24 protein-coding genes, 1 tRNA gene and 1 pseudogene are annotated in these 25687 nt (G+C 71.1%); 7 read left to right on the top strand and 19 right to left on the bottom strand.

What is annotated here, in order from left to right; translation table 11 throughout:
• The first annotated feature begins 75 nt into the window (after nucleotides 1-75).
• Complete coding sequence (locus AB0K36_RS02160; RefSeq protein WP_364587047.1) at nucleotides 76-969, top strand: amidohydrolase family protein; 894 nt, start codon at nucleotides 76-78, stop codon at nucleotides 967-969.
• Between the two features lie 301 nt (nucleotides 970-1270).
• Here the strand turns inward: AB0K36_RS02160 and AB0K36_RS02155 are convergent, their stop codons facing one another.
• Nucleotides 1271-3058 carry a S8 family serine peptidase gene (locus AB0K36_RS02155; protein WP_364587045.1) on the bottom strand — a complete coding sequence of 596 codons (1788 nt, stop codon included), beginning with the start codon at nucleotides 3056-3058 and terminating at the stop codon, nucleotides 1271-1273.
• A gap of 312 nt (nucleotides 3059-3370) precedes the next feature.
• Complete coding sequence (locus tag AB0K36_RS02150) at nucleotides 3371-6256, bottom strand: helix-turn-helix transcriptional regulator (RefSeq protein WP_364587043.1); 2886 nt, start codon at nucleotides 6254-6256, stop codon at nucleotides 3371-3373.
• A 135-nt stretch (nucleotides 6257-6391) separates the two neighbouring features.
• Here AB0K36_RS02150 and AB0K36_RS02145 point away from each other — a divergent pair, with 135 nt between their 5' ends.
• From AB0K36_RS02145 to AB0K36_RS02135, 3 genes are all read left to right on the top strand, one after another.
• A complete protein-coding gene (locus AB0K36_RS02145; protein ID WP_364587041.1) occupies nucleotides 6392-7129 on the top strand; it encodes a response regulator transcription factor in 738 nt (245 codons plus the stop codon).
• A gap of 274 nt (nucleotides 7130-7403) precedes the next feature.
• Nucleotides 7404-8909, top strand: a complete 1506-nt coding sequence (locus tag AB0K36_RS02140; protein WP_364587040.1) for an MFS transporter — start codon at nucleotides 7404-7406, stop codon at nucleotides 8907-8909.
• Between the two features lie 134 nt (nucleotides 8910-9043).
• Nucleotides 9044-9823, top strand: a complete 780-nt coding sequence (locus tag AB0K36_RS02135) for a TetR/AcrR family transcriptional regulator (protein ID WP_364587038.1) — start codon at nucleotides 9044-9046, stop codon at nucleotides 9821-9823.
• Between the two features lie 57 nt (nucleotides 9824-9880).
• Here the strand turns inward: AB0K36_RS02135 and AB0K36_RS02130 are convergent, their stop codons facing one another.
• The 4 genes from AB0K36_RS02130 to AB0K36_RS02115 all read right to left on the bottom strand — a co-directional run bounded on the left by AB0K36_RS02130 (nucleotide 9881) and on the right by AB0K36_RS02115 (nucleotide 14277).
• Nucleotides 9881-10348, bottom strand: coding sequence for a PPOX class F420-dependent oxidoreductase (locus tag AB0K36_RS02130; RefSeq protein ID WP_364587036.1), 468 nt, complete (start codon nucleotides 10346-10348; stop codon nucleotides 9881-9883).
• 10 nt (nucleotides 10349-10358) lie between these two features.
• Nucleotides 10359-11171, bottom strand: coding sequence for a YceI family protein (locus AB0K36_RS02125; RefSeq protein ID WP_364587033.1), 813 nt, complete (start codon nucleotides 11169-11171; stop codon nucleotides 10359-10361).
• A 167-nt stretch (nucleotides 11172-11338) separates the two neighbouring features.
• On the bottom strand, nucleotides 11339-13726 hold the full coding sequence (locus AB0K36_RS02120) for an MFS transporter (RefSeq protein ID WP_494517645.1): 2388 nt from the start codon (nucleotides 13724-13726) through the stop codon (nucleotides 11339-11341).
• Between the two features lie 95 nt (nucleotides 13727-13821).
• Nucleotides 13822-14277, bottom strand: a complete 456-nt coding sequence (locus AB0K36_RS02115) for a MarR family winged helix-turn-helix transcriptional regulator (RefSeq protein ID WP_364587027.1) — start codon at nucleotides 14275-14277, stop codon at nucleotides 13822-13824.
• A gap of 202 nt (nucleotides 14278-14479) precedes the next feature.
• Here AB0K36_RS02115 and AB0K36_RS02110 point away from each other — a divergent pair, with 202 nt between their 5' ends.
• Nucleotides 14480-14701, top strand: coding sequence for a hypothetical protein (locus AB0K36_RS02110; protein WP_364587025.1), 222 nt, complete (start codon nucleotides 14480-14482; stop codon nucleotides 14699-14701).
• A gap of 74 nt (nucleotides 14702-14775) precedes the next feature.
• Here the strand turns inward: AB0K36_RS02110 and AB0K36_RS02105 are convergent, their stop codons facing one another.
• The 5 genes from AB0K36_RS02105 to AB0K36_RS02085 all read right to left on the bottom strand — a co-directional run bounded on the left by AB0K36_RS02105 (nucleotide 14776) and on the right by AB0K36_RS02085 (nucleotide 18273).
• Nucleotides 14776-15540, bottom strand: a complete 765-nt coding sequence (locus AB0K36_RS02105) for a hypothetical protein (RefSeq protein WP_364587022.1) — start codon at nucleotides 15538-15540, stop codon at nucleotides 14776-14778.
• A gap of 85 nt (nucleotides 15541-15625) precedes the next feature.
• Nucleotides 15626-16483 carry an RNA polymerase sigma factor SigF gene (locus AB0K36_RS02100; protein ID WP_037774269.1) on the bottom strand — a complete coding sequence of 286 codons (858 nt, stop codon included), beginning with the start codon at nucleotides 16481-16483 and terminating at the stop codon, nucleotides 15626-15628.
• 234 nt (nucleotides 16484-16717) lie between these two features.
• Nucleotides 16718-17560, bottom strand: a complete 843-nt coding sequence (locus AB0K36_RS02095) for an RNA polymerase sigma factor SigF (RefSeq protein WP_364587019.1) — start codon at nucleotides 17558-17560, stop codon at nucleotides 16718-16720.
• A gap of 176 nt (nucleotides 17561-17736) precedes the next feature.
• Nucleotides 17737-18030, bottom strand: a complete 294-nt coding sequence (locus AB0K36_RS02090) for a Dabb family protein (protein ID WP_159690095.1) — start codon at nucleotides 18028-18030, stop codon at nucleotides 17737-17739.
• A gap of 78 nt (nucleotides 18031-18108) precedes the next feature.
• Nucleotides 18109-18273, bottom strand: a complete 165-nt coding sequence (locus AB0K36_RS02085) for a hypothetical protein (protein WP_167306839.1) — start codon at nucleotides 18271-18273, stop codon at nucleotides 18109-18111.
• A gap of 302 nt (nucleotides 18274-18575) precedes the next feature.
• On the opposite strand from AB0K36_RS02085, the pseudogene AB0K36_RS02080 reads away from it, so the two are divergent.
• Nucleotides 18576-18926, top strand: a pseudogene (locus AB0K36_RS02080) (tyrosine-type recombinase/integrase); the annotation flags it as partial.
• 197 nt (nucleotides 18927-19123) lie between these two features.
• Here AB0K36_RS02080 and AB0K36_RS02075 read toward each other — a convergent pair.
• The 6 genes from AB0K36_RS02075 to AB0K36_RS02050 all read right to left on the bottom strand — a co-directional run bounded on the left by AB0K36_RS02075 (nucleotide 19124) and on the right by AB0K36_RS02050 (nucleotide 23439).
• Entirely contained in the window at nucleotides 19124-19660 is a 537-nt protein-coding gene (locus AB0K36_RS02075; protein WP_364587707.1) for a DUF6082 family protein, read from the bottom strand.
• Nucleotides 19661-19807: 147 nt separating this feature from the next.
• A complete protein-coding gene (locus tag AB0K36_RS02070) occupies nucleotides 19808-21625 on the bottom strand; it encodes an FG-GAP repeat domain-containing protein (RefSeq protein WP_364587016.1) in 1818 nt (605 codons plus the stop codon).
• A gap of 235 nt (nucleotides 21626-21860) precedes the next feature.
• Nucleotides 21861-21945 (bottom strand) — tRNA-Ser (locus AB0K36_RS02065).
• Nucleotides 21946-22037: 92 nt separating this feature from the next.
• Entirely contained in the window at nucleotides 22038-22478 is a 441-nt protein-coding gene (tadA, locus tag AB0K36_RS02060) for a tRNA adenosine(34) deaminase TadA (RefSeq protein WP_364587013.1), read from the bottom strand.
• An 89-nt stretch (nucleotides 22479-22567) separates the two neighbouring features.
• Nucleotides 22568-23104 (bottom strand): tRNA adenosine deaminase-associated protein, encoded by a 537-nt coding sequence (locus AB0K36_RS02055; protein WP_189474168.1) that lies wholly within the window; start codon nucleotides 23102-23104, stop codon nucleotides 22568-22570.
• Between the two features lie 152 nt (nucleotides 23105-23256).
• Nucleotides 23257-23439 carry a hypothetical protein gene (locus AB0K36_RS02050; protein ID WP_189474166.1) on the bottom strand — a complete coding sequence of 61 codons (183 nt, stop codon included), beginning with the start codon at nucleotides 23437-23439 and terminating at the stop codon, nucleotides 23257-23259.
• A gap of 143 nt (nucleotides 23440-23582) precedes the next feature.
• On the opposite strand from AB0K36_RS02050, the gene upp reads away from it, so the two are divergent.
• Nucleotides 23583-24218 (top strand): uracil phosphoribosyltransferase, encoded by a 636-nt coding sequence (gene upp, locus AB0K36_RS02045; RefSeq protein WP_005315292.1) that lies wholly within the window; start codon nucleotides 23583-23585, stop codon nucleotides 24216-24218.
• Between the two features lie 91 nt (nucleotides 24219-24309).
• Here upp and AB0K36_RS02040 read toward each other — a convergent pair whose 3' ends face one another.
• Entirely contained in the window at nucleotides 24310-24933 is a 624-nt protein-coding gene (locus AB0K36_RS02040; protein ID WP_364587008.1) for a LytR C-terminal domain-containing protein, read from the bottom strand.
• A gap of 163 nt (nucleotides 24934-25096) precedes the next feature.
• Entirely contained in the window at nucleotides 25097-25393 is a 297-nt protein-coding gene (locus AB0K36_RS02035) for a type II toxin-antitoxin system VapB family antitoxin (RefSeq protein ID WP_003955420.1), read from the bottom strand.
• Between the last annotated feature and the right edge of the window lie 294 nt (nucleotides 25394-25687).

Below are 25687 nucleotides of genomic sequence, written 5' to 3'. Positions count from 1 at the left end.
GCGTATCCGGCGATCGTCGGGTGCTTCGGTGATCGATCTGGACGCCGGGCGGACCGGGGACGGAAGGTAGCTGCCATGAGCATCGGATCCGCGGACGACGCGGCTGAGGTACGGCGGTTCTGGCAGCGGCTGGGTGTGCCCGGGCTCGTGGACGTGCACACGCATTTCATGCCGGAGCCGGTCCTGCGGAAGGTGTGGGCCTACTTCGACGCCGTCGGTCCGATGACCGGCATGGAGTGGCCGATCACCTATCGGCACGAGGAGGAGGAACGGGTCGGGCTGCTGAGGGAGTTCGGCGTGCGGGCCTTCACGTCGATGCTCTACCCGCACAAGCCCGGGATGGCGGCCTGGCTCAACGGCTGGGCGGCGGCCTTCGCCGCGAGGACGCCGGACTGCGTGCACACGGCGACGTTCTTTCCCGAGGAGGGCGTGGACCGCTATGTGCGGGAGGCGGTCGACGGCGGGGCGCGGATCTTCAAGTCCCATCTGCAGGTGGGGGCGTACGACCCGGGCGATCCGCTGCTGGATCCCGTCTGGGGGCTGCTCGCGGAGGCGCGGGTGCCGGTGGTGATGCACTGCGGTTCGGGCCCCGCCCCCGGTAAGCACACCGGGCCCGAGCCGGTCGGGCGGCTGCTGGCGCGCCATCCCCGGCTGCGGCTGGTGGTGGCGCACATGGGTATGCCCGAGTACGGCGATTTCCTGGACCTGGCCGAGCGCTACGCCGAGGTGCGGCTGGACACGACGATGGCGTTCACGGACTTCAGCGAGGCCTTCGCGCCCTTCCCGGAGGGGGAACGGGCGCGGCTGGCGGAGCTGGGGGACCGGATCGTGCTGGGTACGGACTTCCCGAACATCCCGTATCCGTATGCGCACCAGCTGCGGGCGCTGGAGCGGCTCGGGCTCGGCGACGACTGGCTGCGTGCCGTCTGCCACGACAACGGCGCCCGGCTGCTGCTCGGAAGCACGTAACGCCCTCGCGGGCGTCGTAGGCATCGCGGGCGTCGCAGGGCTCGCCGGGCATTGCGTGGCTCACGGGAAACAGGGGACACGGAAGGCCCCGGTTCACGGAAGGCCCCGGTTCACGGAACGCCCCGAGCCCCGCGGGAAGCCCCGGCTCACGCGAGGCCCGGCCCACAGGAGCCCTGGCCCGCGGGAAGCCGGACCCACAGGAGCCCTGGCCCGCGGGATCGCGACCGCGGGGAACGCCAAGGGCCTGCCGATGCCCTCCTCGACATCGGCAGGCCCTGCTGCGGCCCGGGGCTGCGACCTGTCAGAAGGTCAGGCCCCAGGAGTCGATGTAGCCGGTGTCACCGCTGTAGACGTCCGTCACCCGGAGCTTCCAGGTGCCGTTCGCCACGACGCCGGAGGCGTCGACGGTGTAGGTGGTGATGACGTTGTCCGCGCTGTCGCTGGAGGAAGCGGCCTTCAGCTGGGCGGAGGCGCCGTTCGGGGCGACGAGCTCGATGCGCAGGTCACCGCGGTAGGTGTGCTTGATGTCGACGGCGATCTTGAGGTCGGCCGGGGCGTTGCCGCTGATGCCCGTCACCGCCAGGGAGGACGTGACCGGGGTGTTGGTGTCCGGGATGCTCACGTTGGCGGCGTTGGTGAACACGCTGCCGGTGGGCGGCTGCGGGTCGGTGCCGCCGGACGCGCCGAGCGTACGGGCCGCGTCGGCGAGGCCCGCGCCGCAGCCGCCGGAGCAGGTGCCGGGCAGCGTACGGGCGTTGGTCTTGATCGCGGACTCGATCTGGGCGGGCGTCATCGACGGGCTCGCCTGGTTCATCAGCGCGGCGAGGCCGGCGATGTGCGGGGCGGCCATGCTGGTGCCCTGGTACGCCGTGTAGGTCTCGCTGCCGACGCTGCGGGTGCCGGTGTTGAGCGTGGACCAGATGCCGTTGGCGGAGCTGAGCGCGGTCTCGCCACCGGGGGCGGTGATGTCGACGACGGTGCCGTAGTTGGAGTAGGACGCCCGGTTGCCCTCGCGGTCGGAGGCCGCGACGGCGATGACGTTGCTGCAGCTCGCCGGGTTGAAGTTGGCCGCGTTGGCGTTGCTGTTGCCGGCCGCCACGACGACGGTCGTGCCGCGGCTCACCGCGCCGTTGATGGCGTTCTGGGTGCCGGCGTCGCAGGCGCCGCCGCCGCCGAGGCTCATGTTGATGACGTCGGCGGGGTTCGGGTTGGCGGGGACGCCCTGCACCGAACCGCCGGACGACCAGGTGATGGCGTCGATGATGTCGGCCGTCGTGCCACCGCACTTGCCGAGCACACGGACGGGCTGGACGGTCGCGTTGTACGCGATACCGGCGACGCCCTTGCCGTTGTGGGTCGTGGCGGCGATGGTGCCGGCGACGTGGGTGCCGTGCCAGGAGTTGTTCTGGTCGCGCGCCGGAACGGGCTGGCCGTTGGCGTCGGTGCCGCACTCGCCGCGGGCGACCCAGTCGCCCGGGTCGGCGGCGTTGCTGTCACGGCCGCCGCCGTCGTTGGCCATGAACGAGTCGGAGATGAAGTCGTATCCGGCGATCATGTTGGCGGCGAGGTCGGAGTGGGCGACGTAGCCGGTGTCGATGACCGCGACCTTGACGCCGGAGCCGGTCGCCTTGTCCCAAGCTCCGGGGACGTTCATGCCGGCGGTCGCCTCGAAGAGATCCCACTGGCGGCTGTACTCGGAGTCGTTCGGCGTCACGGCCGTGGCGTACATCCGCGTGTCCGGAACGACGTACGCGACGTCCGGGTCGGCGCGGAAGGCGGCCATGACGTCCTCGGAGTCCGCCTTGTCCAGCTCGGCGCCGAGGTCGACCAGGGCGGCTCCGGTGCCCAGGCGCCGGTCGAAGTCGAGGGACTCGCCGGCCTTGCGGCCCTTCGCCTCGGCGTCCTTGGCCGCCGCGTCGTCGGACTTCGCCTCCGCGGCCTGCGACGTGTAGCCGACGATGAGGCGCTCGACGGGCTGGGCCGCCGGGGCCGGTGCGGGGGCGGCCGGCGTGCCGGGCGTGCCCGGAGCGGGGAGGGGCGCGGCGATGGAGGTGGCGGCGCCGGCGCACAGCAGGGCGGTGGTGGTCACCGCGAGGAGGGATATGCGAAAGGGTCTGGAACCGTTCAAGGTGCTGCCTTTCAAGTTCGTTCCGGCATGCGGGGACCCGAGTGGGTGGTTCGGGTCATGACAAGCCGGCCTGTGGCCGCGACAGGGAAGCGGGGGGTTGACGGTGACGGCCGGGTGCACGGCGGGTTGGGGGCCCGCCGTGCGTGCACCGGCCGGCCGACGCGAGGCCCAGCAGCTCCCCCGCTACGGATACGCGTCGGTCGGCCAGTGGCTGGAACCTACGGCCAGATCCCGGACACGCCTATACGGGTACCGGGCGCTACGGATACCTGATTAACCCCTGGCCGACCGGTGGTTCGTCCCATTGGTCGGCGTTTGCGGCATCGGGGCGGCGGAGTTCACGGCACGCGTCTCCGCGAGGTCCTGCCGGGACTGCGTGCCGAGTTTGCGCATGGCCCTGGCGACGTGCTGCTCCACGGTGCGCGGCGAAAGATGCAAGGTCGTCGCGATCTCGCGGTTCGTCAGCCCGGTCGCCGCGAGCTCGGCGACCTCGCGCTCCCGGGGGGAGAGCTGGTCCCCGTACGAGGGCCTGCCCGGCGGCCGGACATCCCTGGCGGGCTGATGGGAACGGAGCAGGGCACGGGCGCGGGCGGCGTCCCATACGGCGCCGAGGTCCGAGAACTGCTGCGCGCAGGCGGTCAGTTCGGCGACGGCCTGTGTCTTGAAACCGTCGGCGTCGCCGCTGCCGTCGCGCGGCCGGGGGACCGCCGCCTGCCCGTCCGCTGCGGCAGACCCGCACGCGTCCACGCGGTCCGTACCGGCCTTGCCCGGTCCGTCCGGCGCCGTGCCGTCGCCGCGCTCCGCGACGGACTGCGCCACTCCCGCGCTCAGGGCGCAGCGGGCGGCGGACTCGGTGGTCAGGGAATGGGCGTAGGGCCGGGGCAGCGCCGCGTAGTCCGCCGCGGCCCGCCGGTAGAGCGGCACGGCTTCCGCCGCCCTGCCGTCGGTCTCCGCCAGCACGGCACGCGACCACGTCAACGCCGCTGATGCCGCAGGGGAGTCCCGGCCGGCGAGGCCGGCGGCGAAGTCGTCCACCATGGCCTGTGCCGCCGCCCGGTCACCCGCGCGGGCCGTGGCCTCCACGGCCCAGGGCGCCAGCTCGGCGGCCCACACCCACACGCCCTTGGCCGCCATGCCCGCCCATGCCTTCCTGGCCTCCGCCGCGGCGGCGGGCAACTCCTGACGGGCCAGTGCGAGTCGGATCAGCGCGCCGGACGTCGCCGCGGCCAGCGGCGGTGCCGCGTGCTCGGGCGAGGGGCCGTCGGGACCGGACAGCCACGCCAGGGCGTTCCCCCACTCCCCCTGCGCCAGGGCGAGCAGCCCGCGGACCATGCGCGCGTCGGCGCAGATGACCGGCATGTCGGAGGTCGCGGTCACGAACGTCTCGCACCGCTCGGCGAGCCCGGCCCACCGGCCGGTGAACCATTCCAGCAGCAGCCGGGCGCCGAGCGCCGTGTGCTGGGTGTACGGGGAGCCGCTCTTCGCGGACAGTTCGAGACCTTCGGTCAGAAGTTCTTCCGCCCGCTCGTGGTAGCCGAGCCACACCGCGGAGTCGGCCGCGTTGCACAGGCCGCGTGCCGCGTGCTGGCGGGTCCGCGGGTCGGGGTTGTCCGTGGGCAGCGCGCGTACCAGTTCCCAGGCCTTCGGGTCGCCGCAACTCATGGCGAGGCCCGCCCGGTTGGCGGCGACGGCCGTGCGGACGGCCTCGTCGCCGCTGTCCGCCGCGGCCTCCGCCGCGCCTTCCAGCCATGCCCGGTGCACGTCGATGGAGGAGCCGGGCCAGTAGGGCATGGCGAGCGCCGACATCGCACGGGCGGACAGGTCGGGCCGGGCGTCACGCAGTTCGGCGGCGGCACGTTCCAGCTCACGCCAGCCCTGACCGCTCATGCCGACCTGGTTGCACAGCAGCAGTCCCAGATCGAGCCGTAGCTCGCCGCGCACGGTGGCGGGCAGCGCCTGGTCCTCGACGATCTGTCCCAGCACCTCGACGGTCTGGTCGGAGCGCAGGCCGAGGACCGCGCTGCGGGCCAGGAGCGGCGCCAGCCTCGCGCGGGTCTGCGGCGGAACGGAGGGGGAGGCCAGCGTCTGTTCCAGCAGGCGGATCGCGTCCTGGTGCCGGCTCGCCTCCGCCGCCTCCCGCGCGGCGTGCTCCACCGCGCGCAGCCACCCCCGGACGCGTCCGCCGGCGTGGTGGTGGCGGGCCAGGGCCGTCCACGGGACGGGTTGCCTGCGCGCCAGCACGTCGGCCGCCCGCCCGTGCAGTTCCTGCCGTACGGGCCCCGGCACGGAAGCGTGCACCGCGACGGCCGCGAGCGGGACGGGCAGTCCGTAGCGGCCCTCCCCCGACTCCGTCAGTGCGGCGCCGGCGAGCGCGCCGAGCAGCGCCTCCCTGCCGAGGGCCTGGCCCAGTCCCGACACGGCGACGAGTTCGTCGCGGCTCACGGGTTCGCCCAGCGCGGCGGCGGCCCACACGATCGGCCGGTGCTCCGGCGGCAGGGCGGCCGTCCGGCCGAGGCTCAGGTCGGCCAGCCGCACGGGCACGCCCGCGGCGTCCACATCGGCGGCCGTGCACCGCTGCCGGGTGCTGTCGCGCAGCACCGCGAGCAGGTCGACGACGACCTGCGCGACTCCGCCGGAGCGCTCGTGCAGCCGCGCCACCGCCTCCGCCGTGCAGCGCTCACCGAGTGCCGCCGTCGCGGCCTGCCGGACCTCGCCCTCCGTCCACGGCCGTATCCGGTGCCGCAGGACGGCCAGGGCCGGCGGGTAGCGGGGCGGCGGGGCACCCAGCGGAAGGCCGGGTGCGGCCAGTTCCTCGGGACGGTAGGCGACCACGGCGGCCAGGCCCGGCCGCGGCTGCTCCAGGATCCGGTGGAGCCTGCGCAGTTCTTCATGGTCCGCGCGGTGCACGTCGTCCACGACGAGCAGAAGGGGACGGTCCCCGGGCTGGTCCGCCGGCTCCGGCATCGTCCCGGCCTCGCCGGGCGTCCACCGCAGGCAGGCCGCTCCCGTGCCCTCGGCGAGTCCGGTCAGCTCTTCCGCGAGGCGGCTCTTACCCGTACCGGCGGGGCCCTCCAGCAGCACGAGGACGGGCGCGGCGCCGTTCCCGGCGAGTGTCCGCCGCAGCCGTAGCCGCCAGAAGGATTCGTGTGCCGTGCCCACGCCGACCGCCTTCAGACTTCCGGTTCCGCTCCCTGTGCGACCCCCGGACGTTTCCGTTGACTCAGCCGCACCTTCTCAGGGAATTCACAGGTTCGGGAAAGAAGCCTCTCAGGGCAATGTCACAGCCTGGTGAACATGACCACGACCTCGCCCCAGGGGCGCACCGAAATGCTCAGGCCGGACGGCAGCCCCGTGCGGGTGCTCGTCGTGGACGACGAGGCGCCGCTGAGCGAGCTGTTGTCGATGGCCCTGCGGTACGAGGGCTGGGAGGTGCGCAGCGCCGGCGACGGCGCGGGGGCGGTGCGTACGGTGCGGGAGTTCCGGCCGGACGCCGTGGTGCTCGACATCATGCTGCCGGACATGGACGGGCTCGCCGTCCTCGGCCGGCTGCGGCGTGAGGCGCCGGACGTGCCCGTCCTGTTCCTGACGGCACGGGACGCCGTCGAGGACCGGATCGCGGGCCTCACGGCGGGCGGTGACGACTACGTGACCAAGCCGTTCTCGCTGGAGGAGGTCGTGGCACGGCTGCGCGGCCTGATCCGGCGGTCCGGCACGGCGGCGGTGCGCAGCGGGTCGCTGCTCGCGGTGGGGGACCTGACCCTCGACGAGGACAGCCACGAGGTGGCCCGCGGCGGGCAGTCGATCCACCTGACCGCGACGGAGTTCGAGCTGCTGCGCTATCTGATGCGCAATCCGCGCCGGGTGCTGAGCAAGGCGCAGATCCTGGACCGGGTGTGGAGCTACGACTTCGGCGGCCAGGCCAACATCGTCGAGCTCTACATCTCCTATCTGCGGCGGAAGATCGACGCGGGACGCCCGCCGATGATCCACACACGGCGCGGCGCGGGATATCTGATCAAGCCCGGTGAGTGAGATGACCCCGCGGCGGCCGTGGTCGCTGCGGGCGTCGGGCGGAGGCGAAGCGCCGGACATGCCGCATGGGGCCACCGGACTTCGTGACGGCCGGCGGGCCCGGTGGCGGCTCGGGTTCGGGGATCACCGCCTGGGTCCACGAGACGTTCCCCGAGGTCACGGTGGACGCGTCACCTTCTGCGACCTGACTGCGGAGAAATAGCGCTGTACGGCGTACAGGAAACTCTTGTACGGTGTACGGGACCTTCCCCCGTACACCGTACAAGGAGCTTGCATGACGGCAACGACGACCGAGACCAGTAAGGCCCCCTCGGGCGGTCACCCGCAGCGCTGGCTGATCCTCGGCGTCATCTGTCTCGCCCAGCTCACCGTGCTGCTCGACAACACCGTCCTGTCCGTGGCGATCCCCTCCCTCACGAGGGAGCTCCACGCCTCGACGGCCGACATCCAGTGGATGATCAACGCCTATTCGCTGGTCCAGTCGGGCCTGCTGCTCACCGCGGGCAACGCGGCGGACCGGTACGGCCGCAGGAAGATGCTCGTCTCGGGCCTGGCCCTCTTCGGCATCGGCTCGCTCGCCGCCGGACTCGCCCAGACCTCCGGCCAGTTGATCGCGGCGCGCGCCGGCATGGGCGTGGGCGGGGCGCTGCTGATGACCACGACCCTCGCCGTCGTCGTGCAGGTCTTCGACGACACGGAGCGGGTGAAGGCGATCGCCCTGTGGTCCACCGTCAGCTCCCTCGGCTTCGCGGCCGGACCGCTGATCGGCGGCGTGATGCTCGAGCACTTCTGGTGGGGCGCGATCTTCCTGATCAACATTCCCGTCGCCGTGATCGGCCTGGTGGCGGTGGTCGTGATGGTCCCCGAGTCCAAGAACCCGCAGGGCGACCGGCCCGATCTGCTCGGCGCGGTGCTCTCCACGATCGGTATGACGGCCGTCGTGTACGCGATCATCTCGGGCCCGGACCACGGCTGGACCTCCACCCAGGTCCTGGCCTCGGCCGCCCTCGGTGCGCTCTTCCTCGGCGCGTTCGTGTTCTGGGAGCTGCGGATCCCGTACCCGATGCTCGACATGCACTTCTTCCGCAACCAGCGCTTCATCGGCGCGGTCGCCGGCGCGATCCTGGTGGCGTTCGGCATGACCGGCTCGCTGTTCCTGTTGACCCAGCACCTCCAGTTCGTGCTCGGGTACGGGGCCCTGGACGCCGGTCTTCGCACGGCGCCGCTGGCGCTCACGGTGGTCGCGCTCAACCTGACGGGTATCGGTGCCCGGCTGCTGCGGATCTTCGGGACGCCGGTCACCATCGCCCTCGGCATGGCCCTGGTCTCCGGTGGCCTCGCCGCCATCGCGGTCCTCGGAGCCGACGGCTACAACGGGATGCTGCTCGGCCTGGTCGTCATGGGCGCCGGAGTGGCCCTGTCCATGCCCGCGATGGCCAACGCGATCATGAGCGCCATCCCGCCGGAGAAGGCGGGCGTGGGAGCGGGCATCAACGGCACCCTGGCCGAGTTCGGCAACGGCCTCGGCGTCGCCGTCCTGGGCGCCGTGCTCAACTCCCGCTTCGCCGCTCTCGTGCCCGCGGCCGTCGGAGCGACCTCGCTGCCCGCCGCCCTGGCGGCGGCGGACGACGCCGGCGAGCGTGCCTCGATCTCGGAGGCGTTCGCCTCGGGGCTGGAGACGAGCCAGCTGGTGGGCGCGGTGGCGGTGCTGGCCGGAGGTCTGCTGGCCGCGCTGCTGCTACGGCGGGCGGAGCGGGCGGACCCTCCGGCGGCGGCCTGACCCCGCGGGGCGCACGGTGCTGTGCCGCACAGGGCACAGCACCGTGGCACAGCCCGGCGGCATAGCATCGGAGGCGGGCGGACCGGAGCGTTCCGGCACCGCCCGTCCGGCCGGAAGAACCGAGAGGGTGTGCGATGGCGAGTACGACCGACCGCACGAAGAGCCCCATGCGGACGAGTGTCTGGCTGGAGGGCAAGGCGGACCGGGGGCGCAGGTCGGCACAGCCGGCCGGACTGGACCGCGACAAGATCATCGACGCGACGGTCCGGCTCCTGGACGCCGAGGGCGCGGCCCGGTTCTCCATGCGGAAGCTGGCCGCCGAGCTGAATGTCACCGCGATGTCCGTCTACTGGTACGTCGACACCAAGGACGACCTGCTGGAGCTGGCCCTCGACGCGGTCTTCGGGACCGTACCGCTGCCCGACACGGACGCGGACGCGGACACGGGCGACTGGCGCGATCAGCTCCGCGCCCTGGCCGCCGGGTACCGGGCACTGCTGGTCCGGCACCCGTGGGTGTCGCCGCTGATCGGGACGTACCTGAACATCGGCCCGCACTCGATGGCCTTCTCGCGGGCGGCCCAGCAGATCGTGCGCAACACCGGCCTGCCGCCCCACGGGCAGATGGGGGGCATCTCCGCCGTCTTCCAGTTCGTCTACGGATTCGGCACCATCGAGGGCCACTTCATCGAGCGCTGCGCGGCGGCGGGGCTCGACCAGGACGAGTACTTCCGCGAGGCCATGGGGACGATCCGCGAACGGCCCCAGTACCGCGAGACGTTCGCGCAGGCCGACGAGCTGATGGAGGCGCGCGGCGGGGACACCGTGGAGGAGATGCGCGAGCGGGACTTCGGATTCGCCCTCGATCTCCTGATCGCGGGAATCGAGGCGATGGTGGAGCGGTCGAAGGCGTAACCCGCCTTCCCTGGACCGTAGGGGGTCGTGCCGGCTGCCGGGCTGCCGGCGGGCCGGTCAGTCCTCTCCGAGCCGCGCCGGGAAGCCGCCCGTGGCGATGGGGCCCCACCGCTCCGGTGTGACGCGGATGATCGACTTGCCCTGCTTCCGCATCGCCTCGCGGTACTCGTCCCAGTCCGGGTGCTCACCCGAGATGTTTCGGAAGTACTCGACGAGCGGCTCCACAGAGGCGGGGGAGTCGATCACCTCCGCGGTGCCGTCGACCTGCACCCACGGCCCGTTCCAGTCGTCCGACAGGACGATCACACTGACGCGCGCGTCCCGCTCGGCGTTGCGTGTCTTCGCCCGCTCCGGATAGGTCGAGACGACGATCCGCCCCGAGTCGTCCACCCCGCAGGTGAGCGGCGAGCCCTGCGGGGAGCCGTCCGCGCGGCGCGTCAGCAGGATCGCGCGGTGTCGCGGCCGTACGAATTCCAGCAACTGCTCGCGTTCCACCCTGGTGTTGGTGGCGATCTGTCGTGCCATGGCCGGCACCTTACGGGAGTTCGCCGCCCTGAACCGCCTGGATGTCCAGCTCCACCTTCAGCGTCGTCCCGATGGCGGAGATACCCGTCTGCACCATCTGGTTGTAGTGCATGGCGAAGTCGTCCCGGTGCAGTTCCGCCGTGGCGCGGAAGGCGGCGCGCACCCCGCCCCACGGGTCGGGACCGGTGCCCAGGTAGCTCAGGTCGAGGTCGACCTCGCGGACGACGCCGTGCAGGGACAGCTCGCCCCGCACCGTCCAGCGGTCGGGCCCGGCCGCGGTCACGGCGGTGGACCTGTAGGTGATGTCGGGGAAGCGCTCGGTGTCCAGGAAGTCCGGCGACCGCAGGTGCTTGTCCCGCAGCCCGTTGCCCGTGTCGATGGACGCGGCCGCGATCACCGCGTCGACCCGGGAACGTTCCACTTCCTCCGCGATCTCGATCCGTCCGCCGAACTCGGTGAAGCGCCCGCGCACGCTGGAGATCCCGAGGTGCTGCGCCGTCGCGCCCACCGACGAGTGCGCCGGGTCGAGCGACCAGGTGCCGGGCGGCGGCAGCTCCGCCCCGCCCTGGCGGGACAGCACCACCGTGCCGGCGTCCACCCGTCCGCTCGCCGTGACCAGCGCGGTCGACGCCACCGGCGCGTAGCCGAGGGCCGTCACGATCACCGTGTACGGCCCGGCCGGCAGGTCGGTCGTGTCGCTCACCGCGCCGTCCGCGCCGGCCTGTGCCCGCAGCACCTGGGTGCCGGTCATGTCCGTCACGGTGACGACCGCGTGCTGGACGGCCCAGCCGTCGCGGGTCCGTACCTGTGCGCGAAGTCCCATGCCATCGATCCCGTTTCTGTGTCCGGCCCTCACGGCCGTAGGAAGTGTCCGGGCCCCGGGCGGGGCGACCGGCCGTCCCCTGCCTGCCGCCCCGTCGCCGGGGCCCGTCTCCGCCGGGCGGGCGCCTCGTCTCCGCCGAGAACGAGGTGCCCGGGCCCGGGGGTCCGTTACTCGCCCGGGTGGGCGAGTTCGATGTCGTGTCCGTCGACGCCGCGACCGGTCACGGTCAACTGGCCCGCCACCGGCGGGTATCCGGTCGCGATGACCGAGTACTCGCCCGCGTCCAGGTCGGCGAAGGCGTACGCCCCGTCGTCGCCGGTGGTCGCCGTGGCGACCACGTTCCCCGCGGCGTCCACGAGGATCACGCGCGCGTCGGTCAGCGGCAGGCCCGCGGCCCCGCGGACCACGCCCCGCACGACGGCGCCGGACAGGAGCTCCGCCTCGACCCGGGTCACGCCCTGGCCGCCGATCTCCACGGGCAGCGCGATCGGCCGGTAGCCAGGGGCGTTCACCGCGACGGTCACCGCTCCCGGGACGAGCTCGGCGAAGGCGAACTCGCCCTGCTCGGTGCTCGTTCCGGTGGCGAGCACGTCACCGCGCACGTCCGTCACGACGACCATGGCACCTTCGACGGGGCCGCCACCGTCGGCCGCCCGCACCACTCCGCCGAGGCCGCTCGTCCCGGCGAGCAGGATGTCGTACACCAGCGGCTCGTCCGTGACGTTCACCGTGCAGGCCTGCGGCTGGAAGCCGTCGGCCGAGGCGATCAACACATACGATCCGGCGCCCGGCGCGTCCAGCGTGTAGCTGCCGTCCCCCTGGGCGACGGAGCGGCCGAGCTGCCGGCCGGCCGGCGAGATCAGCGTGACGGCGGCCCGGGGCACCGCGGCGCCCTCGGAGCCGCGCACCACTCCGCGTACCGCGACACCGGAGGCGACGGAGGTGACCGGCTCGCTCGCGACGGCCTGCGCCGGGGCGGGGGCCGTGGCGGCGGCGAGCGCCTCCGGTGCCTCGGAGGCGGCGACGGCCTCCTTCGTCTTCGCCTCGGCGTCGGACGAGCTGCTCTTCAGGGCGACCTCCTTGATGAAGAGGGTCACCAGGAAGGCGACGAGCGCGAAGGGAGCGGAGTACAGGAAGATGTCGGCGACCCCGTGCCCGTACGCCGTCTCCATCACCGTGCGGATGGGGACCGGCAGCTTGTCCAGGTCGGGAATGCCGCCGCCGCCCGTACCGCCGTGACCCAGCGCCTCGCCCTGCGGGCCGAGCTCGGCGAGCCCGTCCTTGACGTAGTGGGTGACCCGGTTGGCCATGATCGCGCCGAGCGCGGAGACGCCGATCGCACCGCCGAGGGACCGGAAGAAGGTGACGACCGAGCTGGCCGCGCCGAGGTCCGACGGGTCGACCTGGTTCTGGGTGCAGAGCACCAGGTTCTGCATCATCATGCCGAGCCCGAGGCCCATCAGGACCATGAAGACCGCGATGTGCCAGTACTCGGTGTCGTAGCGGATGGTGCCCAGCAGACCGAGGCCCGCCGTCACCAGGGCGCCGCCGGCGACCAGCCAGGCCTTCCAGCGGCCGGTCTTGGTGATGATCTGGCCGGAGACGGTCGACGAGACGAAGAGACCGCCGATCATCGGGATCGTCAGCACACCGGACATGGTCGGCGACTCGTCCCGCGCCAGCTGGAAGTACTGGCTGAAGAACACCGTGCCGGCGAACATGGCGACGCCGACGAAGAGCGAGGCCAGCGAGGCCAGCGTGATCGTGCGGTTGCGGAACAGCCGCAGCGGGATGATCGGTTCGCTCGCCTTCGACTCCACGAGGAGGAAGAGCGCGCCGAGCAGCACGGAACCGCCGACCATCGCGCCGGACTGCCACGAGATCCAGTCGTACTTGTCGCCGGCGAAGGTCACCCACACCAGCAGCAGCGAGACGGCGGCGCTGATGAAGAACGCGCCCGACCAGTCGACCTTCACCTGCCGCTTGACCACGGGCAGCTTGAGGGTCTTCTGCAGCACGAACAGGGCGATCAGCGCGAACGGCACGCCGACGTAGAAGCACCAGCGCCAGCCGAGCCAGTCGGTGTCGGTGATCACGCCGCCGAGCAGCGGGCCGCCGACGGTCGCGACTGCGAAGACGGCACCGATGTATCCGCTGTAGCGGCCCCGCTCGCGGGGGGCGATCATCGCGGCCATCACGATCTGCGCGAGGGCGGACAGACCACCGACGCCGATGCCCTGGATCACACGGCAGGCGATCAGCATGCCGGAGTTCTGCGAGAGTCCGGCGACGACCGAACCCAGGACGTAGATGAGGAGCGATATCTGGACCAGCAGCTTCTTGGAGAAGAGGTCCGAGAGCTTGCCCCACAGCGGCGTGGTCGCGGTCATCGCCAGCAGTGATGCGGTGACGACCCAGGTGTAGGCGCTCTGCCCGCCGCCGAGGTCGGTGATGATCTCCGGCAGGGCGTTGGAGACGATCGTCGACGACAGGATGGCGACGAACATGCCGAGCAGCAGCCCGGACAGTGCCTCCATGATCTGCCGGTGCGTCATCGGCGCCCCGCCGTCAAAGGCGGATCCACCGCCGTGCTTGGCGTGGCCGCCCCGCACACCGTTCGGTGTGGTCGTAGCCATGAACTTCCTTTTCTTCATACGGGTGTACGGGTGGCGTGGGCCCGGCAGTCCCCGACGGATTCGCGGAGGCGGGCCAGCATCGCGTTCAGCTGTCCGACGTCTTCGTCGGACCAGTCCCCCAGGTAGTGGGCGAACATGTCCGTGGTCCGGCGGCCGAGGTCGTCGAGCAGGTCCCTGCCCGCCGGGGTGAGCCGGAGGATCCGGGACCGCCGGTCCTCCGGGTCGGGCGACCGTTCCAGCCAGCCGCGCTCCACCACATGGGCCACATGCCGGCTGGTGACGGACATGTCGACGGCCAGCAGCTCGGCGAGGCGGCCCATCCGCATCTCTCCGTGCCGGCCGATCAGCGACAGCACCGCCGCGGACCCGGAAGGGCACTCGGCGGGCAGTATCCGCGAGAGGCTCCGTTTCACGGCCCCGACCGCGCTTATCTGCCGGGCCAGCTCCTCGTACTGACTCCGCTCGGCCAAGGCCCCTCCCAGCTTTTCGTTGCTTAGGGCAACGATAGAAGCCGTTGGTTGCTACAGGCAAATGAAAATGGGCCTGAACGGGTAAAGGAACCCAAAAGGCTTTGCATATGCGGAGTCATGGGCGGGTCATGTCCTTCTCGGAGCCCATCGGCTGCCCGCCCGGGGTTGGGGCCGTCGACGCCGTTCGCTAGGGTCCTGCCCCATGGCACACAACCCCCATGCTCCCCAAGGCCAGGGCCCCGAGGGCAACTACGACCCCGCGGGCAGCACCCAGATGTTCCGCGCCTTCGTCGACGAGGGCGCCCCGCAGGGCCGCGCGGCGGCGACGCCCGCGGCGGCGTCCTCCTCGCGCGTCGGCCTCATCGTCGGCGTCGTCGCGGCGGTCGTCATCCTCGGCGCGGTCGCCTGGCTCGCCCTCGGTTAGACCCTGTCCGCCGGAACCCGTCCGGGCCCGCTAGACCCTGTCCGCCGGAACCCGTCCGGGCCGGGCGGGCCCGCTCACTTCCATGTCGCGGTGACGTCCTGGGTCTCGATGTGCATGCCCAGGGGCACCCGCCAGGCGTCCACGCAGACCGTGTACGCCTGCTTCCGCACGGCTCCGGGCGCGATGGGCGCGGGCAGGGCCTGACGGGACTCGCGCGTGGCCCAGTCGACGCCGAGCGCGCCGATGATGTGGGTGGCGAAGGTGACGGTGCCGGACACGGCCGCGGTGCCGCCGGTGTTGCGGAACTCCACGGTGACCTTCTCGCACCACCGCCGATCGAGCGCCTCGCGGACGGGCTCACCGAGCTGAAGCACGGCAGGTCCTGTCGGGCCCGGCTCCGGAACGGAGGGGGCCGGCGCCGGCGTGGACGGTGCCGGGGCGGGTGAGGTGCCGGGAGTGCCGCCGGAGCCCGGGGTCTGCTGCGGTCCGCCGCTCCCGGAAGGGACGGCGCCGCCCGTGCCGCTCGCAGGCGTGCCGCCGGGGCCGCTCCGCGCGTGATCGCTGCCGCCCTTCGGGCCGGTGGCCGGTCCGCCGGTGTCCGGCCGGGGTGTCTTCCCCGCCGGGCCCGTGGTCCCGTCCTCGACGGGGCCTTCGCTCCCGTCCAGCGGGGAGAGCGAGACCTTGCCCTTCGGCGGCACGGCGGCAGTGGGCGCACGGTCCGGTCCAGAACCGGCGGCGCCGAGCGCCACGTCACCCTCGCCGCTGCCGCCGCACGCGGTCAGCGCTCCGCCGAGGCAGAGCGCCAACGCCACGATCCCTGGACCGGTTCGCCGTCGCATCGCGCCAGTGTGACTGACGGCCCGTCAGGAAGGAACCTCCCGGTCTCACTTCGAGACGGGCCTCGAGCGGACGAAGCCCGGATCGTCAGTCGGCGATCAGCCCTTCCCGCAGCTGCGCCAGCGTGCGGGTCAGCAGACGAGAGACATGCATCTGCGAGATGCCGACCTCCTCGCCGATCTGCGACTGGGTCATGTTGGCGAAGAAGCGCAGCATGATGATCTGCCGCTCCCGGGGCGGGAGTTTGGCCAGCAGCGGCTTGAGGGACTCGCGGTACTCGACGCCCTCCAGCGCCGAGTCCTCGTAGCCGAGGCGGTCCGCGAGCGAGCCTTCTCCGCCGTCGTCCTCGGGCGAGGGCGAGTCGAGCGAAGAGGCCGTGTAGGCGTTGCCCACGGCGAGGCCGTCGACGACGTCCTCCTCCGAAACGCCCAGCACCGCGGCCAGTTCGGGAACGGTCGGGGAACGGTCCAGCTTCTGGGCGAGCTCGTCGCTCGCCTTGGTGAGTGCGAGGCGCAGCTCCTGGAGCCGGCGCGGGACCCGCACCGACCACGAGGTGTCACGGAAGAAGCGCTTGATCTCTCCCACGACCGTCGGCATCGCGAAGGTCGGGAATTCCACGCCCCGTTCGCAGTCGAAGCGGTCGATCGCCTTGATCAGGCCGATCGTGCCGACCTGGACGATGTCCTCCATCGGTTCGTTGCGGCTGCGGAACCGCGCCGCGGCGTACCGGACGAGCGGGAGGTTGAGCTCGATGAGGGTGTCGCGCACGTAGGTGCGCTCCGGGCTGTCGTCGGCCGCGCCCTCGCTGTCCAGGGCGCGAAGCCGCAGGAACAGGGAGCGGGAGAGAGTGCGGGTGTCGATGGCTTCCGAGCTGCCGGGCACGACGGGTGCGGGCGCGCTTGGAGCGCGAGTGAGCACCTTCGAGCTGCCCTGTTCTACGGACATGCCACCCCCTTGAGGTCGCGGACGGTCGCGGTGGCCGCGACCGTCTGAGGAACGCAGCCTCCACCTGAATACCGGCGGCGAGGCTGCGGCAAACGCGGTTCCAGCAGAATGTCACATGTCGGCAACACGCTGTAGTGACATGTCGACAAGTATCGCGCAAAAATGCCCAGTAAACAGGGGGTGTACGGCTTTTGAGCCCCCGTCAGGGGCTCAGATGTGCTCTACCCGTTCGAGCTACGCTTCGATCCTGTTTGCGGAACGAAGTCGAGCGAAACTTCTCGCCAGCAGTCGCGACACGTGCATCTGGGAGACGCCGAGTTCCTGACTGATCTGCGACTGTGTCAGGTTGCTGTAGTAGCGGAGCATCAGGATCCGCTGTTCGCGCTCGGGCAGCTGGACGAGGAGATGGCGCACCAGGTCGCGGTGTTCGACGCCGGCCAGCGCCGGGTCCTCGTAGCCGAGCCGGTCCAGCAGCCCCGGCATGCCGTCGCCTTCCTGGGCCGCCTCCAGCGACGTCGCGTGGTACGAACGGCCGGCCTCGATGCAGGCCAGCACCTCGTCCTCGCCGATCTTCAGCCGCTCGGCGATCTCGGCGGTCGTGGGGGACCGGCCGTGGGCGGTCGTCAGGTCCTCGGTGGCCCCGTTCACCTGCACCCACAGCTCGTGGAGGCGCCGCGGCACGTGCACGGTGCGCACGTTGTCGCGGAAGTACCGCTTGATCTCGCCCACGACCGTGGGCATCGCGAACGTCGGGAACTGCACGCCGCGGTCAGGGTCGAACCGGTCGATGGCGTTGATCAGCCCGATCGTGCCGACCTGGACCACGTCCTCCATCGGTTCGTTGCGGCTGCGGAACCGGGCGGCGGCGTACCGCACGAGGGGGAGGTTGGCCTCGATGAGCGCGGCGCGCACCCTGGAGTGCTCCGCGGTGCCCGCCTGGAGCCCCTTGAGGCGGCCGAACAGCACCTGGGTCAGAGCCCGGGTGTCCGCGCCGCGCCTCTGCGTCCTCGCGGCAGGGGCGGTGTCGTCCGGCCTCTCGTTCTGAGGTGGCACCTGAGGCGCAGTACTGGCCGACACGGTCAAGCCACCCCTTTGCGGTCATTTACGGTCAACTCATCCGTCAAAAGCGGTCATAGCATCACAAGACATGTCCACTGTGTGCAAGCACCCGATAACGCCGTGTTGACGTCCTGCTGGGACGGAAAACCGACAAGCCCCCCGCCCTGGTGGGCGAGGGGCTCGTGGAGGGGCCTTCAGAACTCGTAGTCGGCGATCACCCACGTGGCGAACTCACGCCACTGTCCGGCGGCCGCCTGGTGGGCCGGATGCTCGATGTACCGCTTCAGCGCGTCCTTGTCGGCCACGGCCGAGTTGATGGCGAAGTCGTAGGCGATCGGCCGGTCCGTGATGTTCCAGGCGCACTCCCAGAACTCCAGCTCCGGTACGACCCCGTCCAGCTCCTGGAAGGCCTTCACTCCGGCGGCGACGCGGGGCTCGTCGCGCTCGACACCCTCGTTGAGCTTGAAGAGGACCAGATGGCGGATCAAGGGGCACTCCCTGGTTGGCCGGCAGACCGGGGCCTGTCCGGCGGATCTTGGCCGGGGGTCGCGATGCCTGGCGCGGCCCTAGTTGACGAGTTCTGTCATGAACTCTCCGACGCCCTGCGCGGCGCTCGAAATGCCCTCGAACCCTACCCCCACCAGGTCGGCCGCCCGGTCGGGGGAGTTGATGATCGTGTACAGGATGAAGACGACCACGACGTACACGGCTATCTTCTTGGCTTGCACCATCGGCCCCTGTCTCCCCTGCTGTCCTGCCCCTGGCGACGCGTCGCGTGAGTCTAGCCGAGCGCATTCGGACAGATTTTCCACGGCCAAGAGACTGTGCCCGTGCCCCTTTTAAGCGTCCGGCCGTGCGGCACGCGAGCCGCTCGACGGCGCTTGCCGCGCCGCCCCGTCGGCGACCGCGGCCGGCCGGACCGGTGTCCGGCCACCGGAAGCCGCTACCTCGGCGTGCCGCCGGCGGGCGCCGGATCCCGGCAGCCTCAGCGTGCCTGGAGATCCGTGTGCGGGCCACGCCGGCCGATCGTGGGTGCGGCCGCAAGGCGGGGTACTGCCCGCAGCGCAAGCGGACCAATCCGGAGACGGCCGACACGAAATCACGCGCCGGCCGCCGGGCGGTCGACTACGACGAATGGAAGGAACTGCTCGCCTCCGCGAAGATCCGCGACGGCCGGTTGCACGACGCGCGACACACCGCCGCGACGGTGCTGCCCATCCTCGGAGTCCCGGAGCGGGCGGTCATGGGCCTCATGGGCTGGTCGTCCACCGCTATGGCCGCGCGGTACCAACACATGGTGGACACGGTCCGCACGGACATCGCCCGGCAGGTCGACGGTTCGATTTGGAGGGCAGACGAGACACCCGGCGCCCAGAATCATTAAAGGCGCAGGCTGCCTCCGTGTGGCGAGCCAGTGCGAAGCTCGCCACACGCCGAGCGCCGCAGTCACGCAGGTGTTGCCGCGAAGTAGGCAGATGCAGGAATTGCCGGGCCTGCTGCCACGGCCCGTTCGTAGACCTCATCTGTCAGCGAGACGAATCGTCGTGCTCTGCGGTCACCAGCGGCAGCGGCATACCGACGTCAGGTCTCTGCGCAGTGGTGCCAGTGCGTGCGAGCGATCTCACCGCGGAAATGAATCTCCATCTGCAGACGCACCACGTCATCGTTTGCGCGCTTCAATCGATAGTCGGCGTACCAGTTGCTGACGATGAGGTTGGCAAATCCGACCTGCTTCCGTACCTGCGCCGTCACCCCGAGCGGGATCGGTTCCCAGCAGACCATGAGTTCGGGGTCCTCAATGGAGACCAGGAGAAGCTGACGATGTGAAGATCGCTGTGCCTCCTCGGCTGCGATCTCGGTCTGACGGGACTGGTGCATCAGCGAGGCTGCGACGCCCAGCAGTGCTGCGGCGGAGAAGAGGACGGAAAGGGCGCCGTAGGTCTGGCTGATGTTGCTGAGGTGGTCCCAGTCCTTGCCGGCAGGCGCCGCAACCTGAAGCAAGAACGGAGTCACCGCTATCACTGCTATCGCACCTATGCCCGAAATGGACCAAGTGAGGAACTTGCGGTGCCGTACCTGCATCAATGCCATCCCCTCCACCCCGCGAACAAGCAACATCTTCACGGTCGGGTTCGTGACCCGACAAGGGCGAGACCCGGAGCCATGGCCCAACTGAGACGGAAACTGAGACGGAGCACGACGAAGGGGTGGTCCCGATCGGGACCACCCCTTCATTCACCAGCGGTAGCGGAGGGATTCGAACCTTCAGCTCATGTGGTTGTACGTGTTACCTGTGTGGGCATCCGAGATCGTGCGGGCCTTGAAGGGCTTGGTGCGGTCACCTGTGCCGGAGTACAGGTAGACGGATTTCGAACCCGGGTGGTGCGCGAACAGATCGGCCTTGCCGTCGTGGTCGACATCTCCGGCACCGATGATCTGGGAGTATGCCTGCCAGCCGCCGCCGATCTTCGTGCGCTGGGTGTAGGTGCCGTCGCCTTTGCCGAGGTAGAGCCACAGGACGCCCCCCTTGTCGCGGGCGACGAGGTCCCCGGCGGGGCCTCCGGCGAGGTTGCCGACAGCGGCGAGCTGGTCGTAGATGTTCCAGCCGGTGCCGATGCGCTTGCGGGGATCGAAGGGGCGGGCGGTGTCGCCGGTGCTCTGGTAGAGCCAGAGGGCACCGGACCTGTCGACGGCGACGACATCGGGTCGGCCGTCGCCACTGAGGTCGCTGCCGCCGGTGAGACGCGTGTACGTCTGCCAGCCGCCGCCGACCCGCACCCGCTTGGTGAAGCCGCCGTCCTCCCGGCCCTCGTACAGCCAGAGCACACCGTCCGTGTCGCGGGCGACGAGCTCGGGGGTGAAGCCGGGGCTGAGCCTTCCCGCGATGTCGCCGACGGACTCGATCTTGTCGTAGATCTGCCAGCCGCCACCGATCCGCGACCGCTGCTGTCCGTCCTTGGCGCTGTCGCGCCACAGTCCCCCGGAGGCGTCCCGGCCCAGCAGGTCGGCCAGACCGTTGTTGTCGAAGTCGTGCAGGGCGGAGGTGGGGGTGCCGGCGTGCGCGAGGAGCCGGACCGTCGGCCGGCCGTCCACGCCGGGCGTGACGCGGAAGATGCCCTCGCCCTGTGCGGCGCTGCCGCCCTGGACGATCTGGGCCGAGCCGTCAGGGGCGGCGAAGGTGGCGTCGACGCGGTCGAGGAACCTGAACGTCTCGCCGGTCTTCTTGTGGAGGGCCGTCCCGCCGTAGATCACCCAGTCCCCGAGGAGGCTGATGCTCAGCCCCTTGCCTGCCGTGGTGCCGGGGACCGGGACGATCGTGTCGGCGCCGGTGGTCCGGTCGCGAACGACCACCCGGAGGGCGTTCGCGGCGGTGTCGTCCTCGACCCAGGCCAGACGGTTCCCGGAGACGACCCAGCTCCGCGCGTGGGACGGGTAGGGGTAGGTGAGGGTGGCGCTGCTCAGGTCGATGAGGCCGACACGCGGCTCGCCTTCCACGGTCCAGGTGCTGAGCAGGGCGTGCGTGGCGTCCCCCGGCCACACCCTGTCGAGTGAGGCGTTGTCCGCCAGGCCTTGCACGGCGCGGGGCTCGGCGTCCTTGGTCTGCAGCCACAGCTTCGGGCGCCCCCCGTGGGCGAACAGGGCCTGGCCCGCGGTACCGCCGTAGAAGGTGTCCAGAGCGTCGGGAACCGGCTGCATGCGGAACGACGTGCCGGTGGACATGTCCAGCGCCTTGGTCCCGAAAGTGTCGCTCGACGTCACGACCGTGTCCCCGGATGTTTCGGCGATGCCCTCGATCGTGTAGAAGAGCGTGTCGCGTGTGGCGCCGCCCTCGTACGGGGTCCAGCGGAGCTTCCCGCTCTCGCCGCCGTGCTCGACGTACGTCAGGAAGCCTTTCACGCCGGCGGATGCCAGCCGAGCGCCGGGCACCGCCGGCAGCAGAGCGCCCGACCCCTCTGCCGCGACCGGGACCTCTGCCGCGGACACAGGGGCGGAGGTCAGCACGCCGGCCCCGAGGGTGGCGGCGAGAACAGCGGCGATCGAAGCGCCAAGACGGCGTCGTCGGCCGGAGCTTTGTGACAGCAAGGAACGATCCTCCTGGAGACCGGGCGGAACGCAGAGTGCTGCATCCCGGCCAATCCGACCACCGACCGGCCGAATTGGTTGCCCGGCAACCCGCGGCCGGACCGGCGAACCCGTTCGAGGTCGAGCCGCAGCCGGCCCGGCCGTTCGGGCGCCGACCGGAGCGCTCGTGAAGGCCAACTGAGCCGGAACGAGACGAAGGGTCGGTCCCGATCGGGACCGACCCTTCATCTACCAGCGGTAGCGGAGGGATTTGAACCCTCGGTGACTTGCGCCACACTCGCTTTCGAGGCGAGCTCCTTCGGCCGCTCGGACACGCTACCGGGAGAGAGCTTAGCCCAAGGTGGGCCGTGCTCTGAAATCGGTTATGGGCAAGCGTCCGCCGAGCACGTTCCCGAGTGCCGGCGGGCACTGCTCAGCGGTCGCCCGGCCGGTCCCGGAAGAACGCCGTGAGCTGCTTCGAGCACTCCTCGCCCAGCACTCCGCTCACGACTTCGGGCCGGTGGTTGAGCCGTCGGTCCCGTACGACGTCCCACAGGGAGCCCGCCGCGCCGGCCTTGTCGTCCCGCGCGCCGTAGACCACGCGCGCCACCCGCGACTGCACGAGCGCGCCGGCGCACATCGTGCACGGCTCCAGCGTCACGACGAGCGTGCAGCCGGTCAGCCGCCACTCGCCGAGGACGGCGGCGGCCCTGCGGATCGCCAGCACCTCGGCGTGCGCCGTCGGATCGCCCGTCGCCTCGCGCTCGTTGTGTCCGACGGAGAGGATCGTGCCGTCTCCGGCGAGGACGACGGCGCCGACCGGCACGTCGCCGCCCTGCGCCGCGCGGTCCGCCTCGCCGAGGGCGAGGCGCATCGACGCCTCCCACGGACCGCGCACAGGGTCGTTTCCCGGCACCGGTTCCGGCGTGCGCGCCGGTGCCTGTTCGTCTGCCGGGCGGGGCACTAGCGCACGGTCTCCAGGACCTCGCCCGCGCCGAGCGCGTCCGCGATCTCCGACAGCGCGTCCGTCTCCAGCGCCAGCAGCTCCTTCTCGGACATGCCGAGATCGGCGAGGATCTCGCGGTCGCCGGCCGGACCCGTCGGGACGGACTCGCCGGCCTGGGCGGGCAGATCCACCGTGTCGGTCCCGTCCTCCTCCGGTTCTCCGTCCTCCGTACCGTCGAGGTCCAGCGCGTCGAGGTCGGCGGCAGGATCGTCGTCGTCCCCGCCGAGCAGTTCGTTGGTGAGGATCTCCCCATAGGAGGAGCGTGCGGCAGCGGCCGCGTCCGAGACGAAGATCCGAGGGTCCTCCTCGCCCTCGACCCGGAGGACGCCGAACCAGGCGTCCTCCTGCTCGATGAAGACGAGGACCGTGTCCTCGTCCACCGAGGCTTCGCGGGCCAGGTCGGTCAGATCCGACAGGGTCTCCACATCGTCGAGCTCTGTGTCGCTCGCTTCCCACCCGTCATGAGTGCGCGCGAGCAGTGCGGCGAAGTACACCGTGACTCTCCCACTGATCAGAGGTGTGACGACCGGCGGCGCGTTCTGCGTTCGTGCCCCGCCCACTCGGAATCGTGGCAGAAAGAGGCGCGTTGCGAGAGGTCTTCCGTCGTTGCGTCGGCCATCAGTTCTTAAGGGGCTCGTGAGACGGTCTACCAGCGGAAGGTCCGCATACGCATCTGCCGCCGCATCCGGGCCGCTCGGGCGCGTCGCGGCTGGACACGGTCGCGCAGCGCTTTGGCCTCGTTCAGTTCGCGCAGGAACTGGGCGCGTCGTCTGCGGCGCTCCCCGTCGGTCGCGATCTCCTGCTCCGGCTCCGGCTCGGGCTCCGGCATCGGCCACACCACCCCACGGCTGTATCCGTACTCCCCCCGGGACCTGTCCGCGGGCACTTCCTCAGCCCTGCGGCCTGGGGAGACACCCCTCCACCTTCCCTCCGCAACCGTCGTTGATGCGAGCGCGGGCTACTGTTGACGCCATGCGGATCCACGTCGTCGACCACCCGCTGGTGGCGCACAAACTCACAACGCTGCGCGACAGGCGCACCGACTCCCCTACCTTCCGGCGGCTCGCCGACGAGCTGGTCACCCTGCTCGCCTACGAGGCCACCCGGGACGTGCGCACCGAGCAGGTCGACATCGAGACCCCGGTGACGGGCACGACCGGCGTGAAGCTGTCCCACCCGCGTCCGCTGGTGGTGCCGATCCTGCGGGCCGGCCTGGGCATGCTCGACGGCATGGTCCGGCTGCTGCCGACCGCCGAGGTGGGCTTCCTCGGGATGATCCGCAACGAGGAGACGCTCGAGGCCTCGACGTACGCGACGCGTATGCCGGAGGACCTCTCCGGGCGCCAGGTGTACGTGCTGGACCCGATGCTGGCGACGGGCGGGACGCTGGTCGCCGCGATCCGTGAACTGATCAAGCGCGGTGCGGACGACGTGACCGCGGTCGTGCTGCTGGCGGCGCCGGAGGGCGTCGAGGTGATGGAGCGCGAGCTGGCCGGCACCCCGGTGACCGTCGTGACCGCTTCGGTGGACGAGCGCCTGAACGAGCACGGGTACATCGTGCCGGGCCTCGGTGACGCGGGTGACCGCATGTACGGGTCGGCCGAGTAGCGGTCCCGTCAGTGATGCGGCCGACCGCGCCGCAGGACACCCGAAGGGCCGGAGAACTCCGGCCCTTCCGTCGTTCCTGGGCCGTGTCCCCCTAGCACTTGCCCGAAGCCGCCGGCTTCGGCTGCGAAAGGGCCGCGAGGGCGACGTCCGCGCTCGCCTTCGCGTCGAGGGCCTTGAACGCGGTGCCGATGATGAAGTCGACGTCCGTGGTCCTGCGGGTGTCGGTCTTCGCCTGGAAGCCCTGCACCTGGGTGCCGAGCACCCGGAAGGCGCCGTTCTGGGCGGTGGTCGCTCCGAGCAGTACGGCGGTGCCGGGGACCTTCTTGTCGTAGTCCGCCGGCGCGTTCGCGACCTTGCCGATCTTGAAGCCACGTTTCTTCAACTCGTCGGCCGTCGACTTGGCCAGGCCGGCGCGCGGCGTCGCGTTGTAGACGTTCACCGTGATCTGGCGGGGCAGCGGCGGCGGGGGCGCCGCGGAGGGGGACGGGGCGGGCTTGCACCGCGTGCCGCCCCCGCTCGCGGAAGTCTTCGCTCCGCCGCCCGTGAACGCGTCGATGAGCTGCAGCGTCCCCCAGCCGGCGAGGCCCAGCGCTACCACCGCGGCGACAGCCGCGAGGACGATCCTGCGGCGGTTCCGTGGGCGTCGCATTCGTGGGTACTTGTCGCCCGTGATGCGGTACTTTCCGCCCATGCCGGGGGGAGTCAGCATGCTCATGGGCGCAGCGTAGTGCGGTGCGGTGGCTATGCCTACTAAACGATCAGTTGATTGCGTCCGTACGGTGTCGAAAGGACCCCGAAAGGATCAGCCGCGGACCGTGGCCGACCGCCCTCGCGGCGCCGCCGGCCGTCGCCGGGGACCGGGAGGGGCGCTGGCCGGCTCAGCCCAGCTCGAGCACGCGGGCGTGCAGGACCTGACGCTGCTGAAGGGCCGCGCGCACGGCGCGGTGCAGGCCGTCCTCCAGATAGAGGTCGCCCTGCCACTTCACGACGTGGGCGAAGAGGTCCCCGTAGAACGTCGAGTCCTCTGCGAGCAGCGTCTCGAGATCCAGCTGTCCCTTGGTGGTCACGAGCTGATCGAGGCGGACCGGGCGCGGCGCGACATCCGCCCACTGCCGGGTGCTTTCCCGGCCGTGGTCGGGATACGGCCGCCCGTTACCGATGCGCTTGAAGATCACACGGAAAGCCTACCGGTCAAGAGGCTCATGGCGCAGCCATGGAATCGCGGTGCGATCGGATCAGTGCTGTGCAAACCGGGAAAATGGGGTCTCGCGCTGCTCTTCCCCGCCGGTATCGGGGCGACGTCTCCGGTCTCCGCACGGCCACCCCGGAGGTGGCTCTGAGGCCGCTCACCGCCTTCGAGCAGCATGGCGCGGCCGCGCACCCGGCCGCTCAGGGGGACGTGCGGCTGATTCGCTCGAACGAGGGCGGCTTCTTCCTACGGGAACGGCGCGCCGCGGGCGATGAGCCCC

It is taken from the genome of Streptomyces kurssanovii (genome assembly GCF_040677245.1).
Taxonomy (GTDB): domain Bacteria; phylum Actinomycetota; class Actinomycetes; order Streptomycetales; family Streptomycetaceae; genus Streptomyces; species Streptomyces kurssanovii.
The sequence above is the reverse complement of the archived record's forward strand: the minus strand, read 5'-3'. Positions and strand labels throughout refer to the sequence as shown.